At 37.2% G+C, this 9,714-nt stretch carries 9 protein-coding genes and 1 riboswitch; of the genes, 7 read left to right on the top strand and 2 right to left on the bottom strand.

The features are described from left to right. The coding region (locus GGQ92_RS15815; protein ID WP_184251250.1) for a transposase at positions 1 to 1,011 on the bottom strand (1,011 nt) is incomplete at its 3' end. A 166-nt stretch (positions 1,012 to 1,177) separates the two neighbouring features. On the opposite strand from GGQ92_RS15815, the gene chvE reads away from it, so the two are divergent. Then, the gene (gene chvE / locus GGQ92_RS15810; protein ID WP_184251248.1) at positions 1,178 to 2,254 is read left to right on the top strand and encodes a multiple monosaccharide ABC transporter substrate-binding protein; all 1,077 of its coding nucleotides are present in this window, start codon (positions 1,178 to 1,180) and stop codon (positions 2,252 to 2,254) included. A 385-nt stretch (positions 2,255 to 2,639) separates the two neighbouring features. Here chvE and GGQ92_RS15805 read toward each other — a convergent pair whose 3' ends face one another. Next, on the bottom strand, positions 2,640 to 4,022 hold the full coding sequence (locus GGQ92_RS15805) for a multi antimicrobial extrusion protein MatE (RefSeq protein ID WP_343068857.1): 1,383 nt from the start codon (positions 4,020 to 4,022) through the stop codon (positions 2,640 to 2,642). Between the two features lie 206 nt (positions 4,023 to 4,228). Here GGQ92_RS15805 and yfkAB point away from each other — a divergent pair, with 206 nt between their 5' ends. The 6 genes from yfkAB (at position 4,229) to GGQ92_RS15775 (ending at position 9,623) form a co-directional block, all read left to right on the top strand. Continuing rightward, positions 4,229 to 5,356, top strand: coding sequence for a radical SAM/CxCxxxxC motif protein YfkAB (gene yfkAB, locus GGQ92_RS15800; protein WP_184251247.1), 1,128 nt, complete (start codon positions 4,229 to 4,231; stop codon positions 5,354 to 5,356). 120 nt (positions 5,357 to 5,476) lie between these two features. Continuing rightward, a riboswitch (SAM riboswitch) is annotated at positions 5,477 to 5,584 on the top strand. Positions 5,585 to 5,858: 274 nt separating this feature from the next. After that, complete coding sequence (gene sfnG / locus GGQ92_RS15795; protein ID WP_184251245.1) at positions 5,859 to 6,941, top strand: dimethylsulfone monooxygenase SfnG; 1,083 nt, start codon at positions 5,859 to 5,861, stop codon at positions 6,939 to 6,941. After that, entirely contained in the window at positions 6,938 to 7,528 is a 591-nt protein-coding gene (locus tag GGQ92_RS15790) for an NADPH-dependent FMN reductase (RefSeq protein ID WP_184251243.1), read from the top strand. The genes sfnG and GGQ92_RS15790 overlap by 4 nt, the downstream gene beginning before the upstream one ends. Positions 7,529 to 7,625: 97 nt before the next feature. Continuing rightward, positions 7,626 to 8,225: a YpjP family protein gene (locus tag GGQ92_RS15785; RefSeq protein ID WP_184251241.1), complete on the top strand. Its 600-nt coding sequence runs from the start codon at positions 7,626 to 7,628 to the stop codon at positions 8,223 to 8,225. A 165-nt stretch (positions 8,226 to 8,390) separates the two neighbouring features. Beyond that, on the top strand, positions 8,391 to 9,296 hold the full coding sequence (gene metA, locus GGQ92_RS15780) for a homoserine O-acetyltransferase MetA (RefSeq protein ID WP_184251239.1): 906 nt from the start codon (positions 8,391 to 8,393) through the stop codon (positions 9,294 to 9,296). A gap of 117 nt (positions 9,297 to 9,413) precedes the next feature. After that, a complete protein-coding gene (locus tag GGQ92_RS15775) occupies positions 9,414 to 9,623 on the top strand; it encodes a CDGSH iron-sulfur domain-containing protein (RefSeq protein ID WP_184251237.1) in 210 nt (69 codons plus the stop codon). Positions 9,624 to 9,714: the final 91 nt, after the last annotated feature.

Raw genomic sequence — 9,714 nt, 5'->3', positions numbered from 1 at the left:
TTGATCCAAGGCTTTAATGGCTGATGGTGTATCCCGATTAGGTGAAACAGGATAAGACAAAATAATTTTCTTTACGGCATCAAAAAAGAAAAACAGATAGTGCCATTTCCCTTTTACACGAATGTATGTCTCATCTCCACAGAAGCTATTAGAGAGCTCATAAGGATAATGATCGACGAAGGGCTTTGTGATAAGGGCAACACTATTCATGTAGTTTAGGATAGTTTGATGCGATATTTTCACACCGTGAACATCGTACATTAATGCAGCCGTTTTACGGGCTGAAAGCCCATAGTTAACATGGTAGGTCAGAATAAGCCCCAACGTGTGTGGTGACACATAAATCTTTGAAAGATCTACTTTCGGGCTTATAGGTGACTCCTTCGCTAAAGGCTTAAAATCAAAGTTAAACTCACGGAAGATATAACGAACTTTAAACGCTTGTGGGTCATTTTTAAATTGTTGCTTCTCTTTCTTAGCCATCTTACGCAGATTTTTTTTATAAAAGGAACAGTTATTGTTTTTACACTTATAAACGTAAAAATCCTTACGTTCCTTAATCCTTTCTAAAGTCTTTAAACAATGTGGACATTTGATAATGGCTTCCTTGAGGAAACGATTTTGTTTACTAAATAAGCACGCACACACTTTACATTTGTACTGTCCAATATTACCGTTATTCGCATAAAGGTATTCGGACGGCGCTGAACATTTTGGACACGTAAGTGTCGCTGGCACTGTAACCACACTATTTTTACGGCGAGCGACTGGTTTTAGGACTTTACCATGTTCAACTTGGTAATCATTGATAAGCTTTTTATAGTCTAGCTTTTCAAGGGTTTCAATGACAGGCATATCGTCAACTTGTAACTTTCGATAAGGTTTGTTGACAGGCTCATCGAAAGGAGCTTTCGCAACGGATTTGCCTAGCAGAATTCCTAATAATGCATAAATTATTTTTTCTTGAAACTTGATAAATTGAAGCAAATAGGTTATAAATTGAGGGTACAACTTGTCACTTCCTATCTTGGATTTGGTGTGAGTGTGGTAACCTCATCAAACACCAAGATTCGGGGGGTGGCAAGTTTTTTGCATTTAAAGACTATTAAATTAAGGTTTTATTAAGTTTTTATTTTAAAACTTTTGACAATACGACTAGGATACAGGGGGTAAGGTAATGAAGAAACGATGGTTGGTTATCATTCTTATCAGTATTTCTCTATTATTAGCCGCATGTAGTGGGGATAATTCAAGTGACGGAGACGAAGTATTAATTGGAGTCGCTATGCCGACGAAGTCATCACAACGCTGGGTAGATGATGGGAATAATATGGTGGAACAGTTAGAGAAGATTGGTTATAAAACAGATCTACAATATGCTGAGGATGACGTGGACAAACAAATTGAACAGTTGGAAAACATGATTGTAAAAGGTGCAGAGGTGCTTGTTGTTGCTTCTATTGATGGTACGGCGATTACGAATGTCCTTCAAAAAGCAGCAGATCAAGATATTAAAGTTATTGCTTATGATCGCTTGATTATGGAATCGGAGAATGTAGATTATTATGCCACGTTTGATAATTTCCAAGTTGGAGTTTTGCAAGCAACATATATTGAGGAAGCTCTAAATCTACAAGAAGAAGATGGTCCATTTTCCATTGAATTATTTGGCGGTTCTCCAGATGACAACAATGCCTATTTCTTCTGGGACGGTGCTTTAAGTGTATTACAGCCTTATATAGATGAAGGTAAATTAGTCGTACAAAGTGGTCAACTAGAATTTCAGCAAGCAGCTACGATGCGCTGGGATGGTAATACCGCAAAATCGCGAATGGAAAACATTTTAAGTAGCTCGTATTCAGACGGAACAACAGTGGATGCTGTACTTTCTCCTTTTGATGGTATTAGTAGAGGAGTTATTCAAGCATTAAAAGGTGTCGGTTATGGCTCAGATGATTTACCACTTCCGATAGTAACTGGACAGGATGCAGAATCAGCTTCGGTTAAATCTATCATTGCTGGAGAGCAGACCCAAACCGTATTCAAGGATACGAGAGAATTGGCAAAAGTGGCTGTGAATATGGTGGAAGCAGTAGTTAAGGACGAGGAAGCGGAGGTAAATGACACCGAGACGTATGACAATAAAGTGAAGGTAGTTCCTACATTTTTAGTGGAACCTGTTTCTGTAGATATTAATAACTATGAGGAACAACTTCTAGAAAGTGGCTACTATACAGAAGAAGACTTACAGTAGCCTCTAAAAGGGATTGAACGGGAGTATTGTTATAATCCCAGAGTCGAATATTATAATAATGCCAATGCCGAGCAAAATACTTCGCTTTTACCCATAGGGTATAAGTTAACATCTGTGCAAAAAATACTTGCACAGTGTTTCCTATACCTCGGCAACGCCTCAACTAACTACAAAAGTTTCGTAAAACTTTGATGGTGATGTTCGGCGAATAACGCAACATCCTGTTGCAACGCCGAACTGAACTACATCCTGTAGTCCCTCGGCTGTTGCTTTTCCTGCAGGAGTCTCGTATTTTGACTCGGCATTTTTAATTACTCCCTTATTTTTCCAGGTATTGTGTTATCTATTTTGATTATGTCCCATCTCCCATCCCTTGATTAATTAACTATCTCCATCTCCATTTCCAATGTCTGAGTTTACGGAGGGTAATAAGATGGAATTTTCGCATTTGGTTATTTAACGTGGTGTTAATAAAAAAGCTAAGTATCGTTAATTCGATAAGAAATCCAATCGATTGTGCTAAAGAACCAATAAATCCACCACCGCTAGGAAATAGCTGAAATAAAATAAACAAGCTCACACCTGTTATAATAACATTCCCTGTTTGAGAGAAAGACATAATCTTAGTTTGACCTCTCAGCATTAATAAACCATTGCAATAATCAATCCAAGGGAAACAGAGAGTGAAGATAATGAAAAAACGTAACGCAGTGATACTTTGATCCTTTAACACACCAGCTACTCCGGTGATTTGTTGTAAAATTTGTATCCCAATAGGCGTAAATGTAAGGAAGATTAATAGAATCGTAGGGATAAAAGCAACAAAACGAATAAATTGTTTCACCTTATTCGCATCTCTGTTATAAAAATTTATTACCACTTGGTGTGTATAAGATGTGATACTTACTAATAACAAAACGATAGAATGTGCAAGTGCGAATGACGCAATTGCCACAGCTGCATTACTAGTAAAACCTAATGTAGCATTAATCATAGGCGAGACACTTACAGCAATTAAAGAAGCAATCATTAATGGATTATAAAAACGAAAAATATGTTTCTTTGACTTCACCTGGTGCTTCTCTAACTCATTAGGTAATTTTTTTACGATTAAACGACCTTCTAAAAAGCTTACTAGTGCTTCTACTGCCATACCAACAAGGAAGATGACCGCTCCAATATATCCATGTTGAACAAGATCATTAGCCAATAGAAACCAAGAGAATAGGGCCATTGTAACAAGGCGGATGACCATACCAATTGTCATCCATTTGGTTTTGAAATTTGAGATTATGACACCTTGGTATAAGCATCTAATTCCGGAGAACATCGTTACAAACATCAATACTTGAAAAGCTGCCATCGTTGGAGCAAGCATATCATCACTTACTCCTAGTAAGGTAGAGAATATCCATTTTCCTACTGGTGTGAATGCAACAACCGCATTTAATAAGAAAATTGCAGTTAAAATATAAAAAGCAACATTCCTCATAAGTAAATAAGATAATTTGTCTCTTACCAAAGTGGAACATGTTTGCCTAAGGATGACGGCACAACGTTCCATAAATCCAAAAATACTCATCGCAACAGAATAACTAGCAATTACGACACTTGGATCAGGTGCACGTGCTAATGTACTGTTAATAATAACGTGTGAAATTGTTACTAGGCCTGCAGAGAGGCCTAACGGGATAAAAAAGAATAACAACGTTTGAAAAGATAGGTTAACTTCTCCTTCTTTTTTTATCGAGCCTGTCAGCCTAATCACTTCCTCTAGTTAACTAGTTGAATATTCATTTTACCTTATATCCTAGTAATGAACAACTCATTTGAAAACGCTTTCCGAGATGGAAGTATAATCGTTCAATTGTTTTCATAAATTAGATGGAACTGAAAAAATACAAAAATAATCCGAGAAAATATAAATTTAGTTTGATACAATGATATACGAAATCATAGAAAGGATGCTAAACAATGGCTAATACACAAATGAATCGTTCTATTTCACCAACCTATGATCCGTGGGAAGCTTATTTAGATGTTGAAGAATATGGTGAGATGACGTTAACAAATATCGAATTCACTACTACACACTTATGTAATATGCGTTGCGCTCATTGTGCAGTCGGTTACACACTATTAGATAAAGATCCAGATGCATTACCTTTTGATCTATTAAAGCAACGACTCGATGAAATACCTCATCTTCGGACGCTAAGTATTACCGGTGGAGAACCAATGATGTCGAAGAAATCTGTTCGTGAGTATGTCGTTCCACTCCTTAAGTATGCTCATGAGCGTGGCGTTAAAACGCAAATTAATTCTAACTTAACATTACCATACTCACGATACGAGCCAATTATTCCTTACATAGATGTTTTACATATATCACATAATTGGGGAACAGAAGAAGAATTTGCTACTACCGGCTTTGCCAATATGGAACGCAAACCAACGTTAGAGAATCGCAAGCGATATTTCGATGTAATGATGGAAAATGCCCAACGTTTATCTAAGGAAGGTGTCTTGATTGCAGCTGAAACAATGTTAAACAAGCGTACTTTTCCTTACTTGGAGAAAATTCATGACGATGTATTAGAGATGGGTTGTTTCCGACACGAGATTCACCCAATGTATCCTGTTGACTTTGCGAGTAGACTCGAAACACTCTCTTTAGATGAAATGCAGACAGCTATCAAAAGATTACTAGATTATCGTGATGAATCGACTTGGATGTTGTTTGGTACGTTACCTTTCTACCCATGTAGTAGCAAAGAGGAAGAATTGGATCTACTTCAAAGAATCTATCGTGAGAAGAATGTAACGGTTCGAAACGATCCAGACGGCAGATCACGATTAAATATTAATATCTTTTCAGGAGAAGTCATTGTGACAGATTTTGGTGATGATGATCCGGCACTTGGAAATATACAACACGATAGATTGCAAGACTGTTATGACAAATGGATGGAGTCGAAAACAGCACAGAGTATTAATTGCCACTGCCCAGCCGTACAGTGCTTAGGCCCGAACATTTTAGTTAAAAACACATATTATAAAGACACGAACTTTATCGGCAAAACAGCCAACATCTCTAAATAGAATGACTAAGCGGAAAGAGATACTAATGGATAAATTACCCTTTTATTTCTAGGAAGCTATTGAATGGAAGAAAATAGTATGGTACAATATCGACTAACCTAATTAAATAAGTGTTAGATTTTCTTATCAAGAGAGGCGGAGGGACTGACCCTAAGATGTCTCGGCAACCAGCACATGAGTGCCCGGTGCCAATTTCAGAGGATATATGTGTATATCCGAAGATGAGAAGAACCTGTCACGTTGTGAATAAAGCATACAACCGTGGAAAAAGGATCCTTCTCTATCTATATAGAGGAGGATTTTTTTATATAAATAATGACCTTTGAGAGGGGGTTTTATTTGAGTAGGTGGAAAAGAAAAAGAAGAAGTGCGGCAACACTTCTTCCATAGAAGAATGCGAAGCATCAGATCAATAAAGGGATGATACGCAATTCTCCAACGATAATATATCATAGGGAATTGCGTTCGTCCAATACAGTAAACTAGGAAAAGGGGTAATAAAATGAGTCGATTATCGTTTGCTTATTGGGTACCGAATGTAAGTGGGGGATTAGTTGTTTCCAAGCTCCCTCAAAAGACTGGTTGGTCGTATGAGGCAAATAAAAGATATGCGCAAATAGCTGAAGAAGTAGGGTTTGACTACGCGTTATTGCAGACAAGGTTTATCGCGAGCTATGGCGCTGATAAACAATTAGAAGCTATTACATTGGCATCTGCCTTAGGAGCAGTAACCTCTAAATTGAAATTAATCACTGCTGTTTTACCTGGTCTATGGCATCCAGCTGTTTATGCGAAAATGCTCACAACACTTGACCATGTTACAAATGGTCGAGCGGCAGTTAATGTTGTAAGTGGTTGGTTGAAGGATGAATTTACAGCCTATGGCGAAGAATGGTTAGCACATGACAAACGTTATGAACGATCCGAGGAATTCATTCGAGTTCTAAGACAATTCTTTGAAGAAGAGAGCGCTAATTTTAAAGGTGATTACTATACGATTAATGACGCGCCAATGAATCCAAAAAGTGAAGCAACAATCCCAATTTTCCAGGGAGGAAATTCTCAGGATGCTAGAAAAATGGCTGCTAGAGTTTCAGATTATTATTTTATGAATGGTAATACGCTGGAAGGATTTAAAAAGCAAATAGATGATGTAAAAGCATTAGCTGCAAAAGAAGGTAGAGAAGTAAAATTTGCTGTGAATGGTTTTGCGATTGTTCGAGATACAGAGGAAGAGGCTGTACAGTTATTAAGAGATATTGTTTCCAATGCCGATGAAGAGGCAGTTGAAGGATTTCGCCAAGCGGTGAAAGAGGCTGGGCAATCTTCACAAGAAAAAGAGGGTATGTGGGCAAATTCTACGAAGGAAGATCTTGTTCAATATAATGATGGATTTAAAACTGGGTTCATTGGAACACCAGAACAAGTAGCCAACCGTATCATTGAGTTAAAGAAGATAGGCGTAGATATTGTGTTAACAGGTCACTTCCATTATGAAGAAGATCTACGACGTTTCGGTGAACAAGTAATTCCGTTAGTAAGAGAGAAAGAGAAGCAACTTGTAGAGACGGGGGTTCATTCATGAAAATTGCAGTCATTAATGGGAGTTTATCTAGTCCCTCAAAGACGTATTTAACAACATCTTATGTAGTTGACTATCTCCGAGCTCACTTTCCGGAAATTCAAGTTTCTTTTATAGATTTAAAGGATTATAACATTGTATTTTGTGATGCGAGAGATCCTGAAGAATATGAAGGTGACACGAAGGAAGTTATTGATATTATTAGAGAAGCGGATGCATTACTCGTAGGAACCCCAGTTTACAGAGGCTCCATTCCAGGTTCTTTAAAGAATATATTTGATATAATCCCTAATGATTCGTTACGAGGTAAAGTAGTAGGTTTTATTGCAACAGGAGGAACCTATCACCACTTCCTAGCGATTGAACATCAACTAAAGCCGTTAGCTGGATACTTTAAAGCTCATGTCGTTCCAGGAAATGTGTACGCTCATAATGAACATTTCCAAAACAAACAATTAACAGATGATGTAATAAAAGAAAGATTAAAAGAATTAGCGGATTCACTTATTGATTTAGCTAGATCTATTAATAAGAAAGCTAGTGGCCCTGAGCATCCACTCATTCCAAGAAAATCATTGTCACAATCGTAAAAAGAGTAGAAAATTTGTAAAAATACGCTTACATGTATGGACATTTAACCAAATCATGATAAAATTTTAGTATAGCAATGTGTGAGGAGCCCTTATCATGAAAAAATGGTTAAGAAAAACAATCGTATTACTCATATCTATACTTACTCTTGGCTTATATGTGCCGCCTATTCATTTAGATGCTGAAATTGATGACGTTGACAAGGGTGAAATTACTCCTAAAGAGGCGGATTTCACCGAGCGATCGACGGCAATTATAGAGGAAGAGGCACCCGAGTCTACCAAATCAACCAATGACCTATATCGGGAGAGTTTGGTAGAAGTTGCAAAAGAACAGGTTATGATAAAGCTGGGAGATAAAATTGCTTCCAAAATCGAAGTACCTTTAACAGAGGAAGTGCTTCCTAACCTGGAATCAGTTTTGGACCATGTTTTTGACATGGTAGGAGAAGAACAAAGCCAATATTTAGTGATTAGTGAAGAACCTGCAGCTGGATACGGTGAGCGGATTTTCAATCTTTATGATATGAGTAAACAAGAGAACATTGCAAAATTTCATGTTACAAGGGTAAAAAAACCTCAAGACGGTCATTATTTTCAATTTCACTATCATTTAGCAGATGATCAATATGAAGAGCATTTCCCGATTGCGGAAGTGCATTGGGGCAAAAATACGCCACCAAAATGGATGATGTAATAAGTACGGGATGCCTTTCATAAAAAGGCATCCTTTTTGACAACATAGACTAAGAAGAAATGCCCATTTGCACGCAAATAGAATGGAAGTCATTTCCCTTTATTTAGGAACCGTTAAGCTGTACAATGGGAATTATCTGAATTATAAAAAAAGGAGCTACATCTTATGCCTATCAAAGTGCCTGACTTGTTACCTGCGAAGGCAAAACTACAAGAAGAGAATATATTCGTAATGGACGAAAGCAGAGCTTTCAAACAAGATATTCGTCCACTTAAAATATTAATCTTAAATTTAATGCCACTTAAAGAACAGACGGAAACACACTTATTACGTTTGTTAGGAAATAGTCCATTGCAAATTGATGTTGGTTTACTTCATACGAGTACCCATCAATCTAAAAATACATCACCTGAACATTTGCGCCAATTTTATCAATCAATTGATGATGTCAAGGAATCGAAATACGATGGATTGATCATTACAGGGGCACCAATCGAAATGTTGGCTTATGAGGATGTAAACTACTGGGAAGAATTGTCTCAGATTATGGAGTGGAGTAAGACGAATGTTACGTCTACTTTGCATATTTGTTGGGGTGCAATGGCTGGCCTTTATTATCATTATGGAATAGATAAATTCATTCGAAAAGAAAAAATATCCGGTATCTATACTCATACAGTTAATGATTCTCGTGAAAAGTTATTAAGTGGTTTTGATGATGAGTTTTTAGTTCCGCATTCAAGATATGCTGATTTTCGAAGAGAAGATATTGAGAGAATCCCAGAACTAAAAATATTGAGTGAATCAGAGGAAGCTGGTCTCTATTTGATCGCTTCTAAGGACGGTAAACAAATTTACATGACTGGCCACCCAGAATATGATGCTTTCACACTTCAAAAGGAATATGAGCGTGACAAGGCAGCAGGATTAAATCCTATCATTCCAGAGAACTACTTTCCGAATGATGATCCTAGTCAGACACCAAAACTAAGATGGCGTATGCATTCCAGTTTGCTGTTTTCCAACTGGTTGAATTATTATGTATACCAACAAACACCATATCAATTATAAGATAGGGACTATCCAAAAGGTGTCTCTATCTTTTTTTGTTCTTGTACGAATGGTAGACATGATTGTCTGTGAGCGGTAGTATCATTAATAGAAAGAGAGAAAGGGAGGGAGAAAGAAATGGAAGAGAATAAAAAGGTACAGTTGAAGATTAGGGATAATGGTTCCATTTTAGTAACAGGAGATGTTGAACTTATTGATGCTGAAGGGAACCCTTTCGTAACAAAAGAGAAATTCTCCTTATGTCGTTGTGGAGCATCTGAAAACAAACCATTTTGTGATGGTTCTCATAGAAGAATTGGCTTTCACGACGAAGTAAGGGCTAACTGAAACTCCACACGACTAAAGTCGGTGGGTTCTTATCTACTAACAAACTTCTTCTATACTCTCACTATTTCTAACGAATAGTTACAACATATAA

The sequence above is a fragment of the Gracilibacillus halotolerans genome (assembly GCF_014206945.1).
GTDB classification, from domain to species: domain Bacteria; phylum Bacillota; class Bacilli; order Bacillales; family Amphibacillaceae; genus Gracilibacillus; species Gracilibacillus halotolerans.
This window is presented reverse-complemented; position numbering and strand designations above follow the sequence as displayed.